General features: G+C 47.3%; 1 protein-coding gene. It reads right to left on the bottom strand.

The window, feature by feature from the left end; all coding sequences use genetic code 11:
- On the bottom strand, positions 1-669 hold a 669-nt coding region (locus tag R7Q48_RS25255; protein WP_318132884.1), incomplete at its 3' end, for a spondin domain-containing protein.
- Positions 670-964: the final 295 nt, after the last annotated feature.

Here is a 964-nt window from a genome sequence, read left to right as displayed (position 1 = left end):
TGTGATGGTTGCAACTGGGTTTAACCAACGATGATGACTGCTATCGAGATCACTCTTGCCACCAGCCGGATCGCTGTCACCCAAATTACCCGGATGAATGTGAACCTTGTCGTTGCTCACCGCCGTTTCTACGCCAGTACCACCGCTACCGAAGGTAATAAAAGGAGGATTAGGAATGCTGGACGCTAACTCATCGTTCGCTTCAGTGCCCGCGTCGTAACTGTTCAAGGTCGCTTTGTAAGTGCCCGCTTCGGTTGGAATTTTCCAACTGTCTAAACCGACAAAACCATCATTGGTTGGCAATAACATCGCGCCAAGTGAGAGGTAACCGTGATCGCCACTATCCAAAGTAAACGTGGTCGCAGCGCCCGGATTGAGAATACCGCCCGCAGGGTTTTCTACGACTGCGCCGCCTGCGTTGCCAATCACGGTCGATAATCCAGAAATATCCCCACCTTCAGCCATCGCTTCAAGCTCTGCTGTGGCGGATTCTCCGACTTTAAACATGTGCAGATCTAAGCCATGCGCCGCGACGATAAGCGGTGTAAAGTAAATGCCTTTGGTTGCGTTGGTAACCGTAATTTCTAGTTCCGCCGCTTGAGCTGATGCCACGCCAACCGCCAGAGCAACAGACGTCATGACAAGACTAAGTTGGGTACGTTTTTTCATTGTGAATCCATCCTTTTATGAGAGTGAAACCCAAGCCCTTGAACATCGTCTTTTGTTGGCTTGAGCAGCATTGCTTTCGAACGTTTGTCATTCTTGTCTTTAAGCATGACGAGCAAATATCTCGGTAACTTCATCGAATTCTCATAAAATTCTCACAACTTCTTATCTCTTTCATTCCGTTATAAAATAGCGTCCATCCGTCCCCCAAACGCACATTAAAATGCTCAACAATTTACTTACTGCATACTATGGAGAAATCTACGGTATTGCCTTTTTCAGTCACTATCTCAACAAC

Source organism: Vibrio sp. 378 (assembly GCF_033339435.1).
This window is presented reverse-complemented; position numbering and strand designations above follow the sequence as displayed.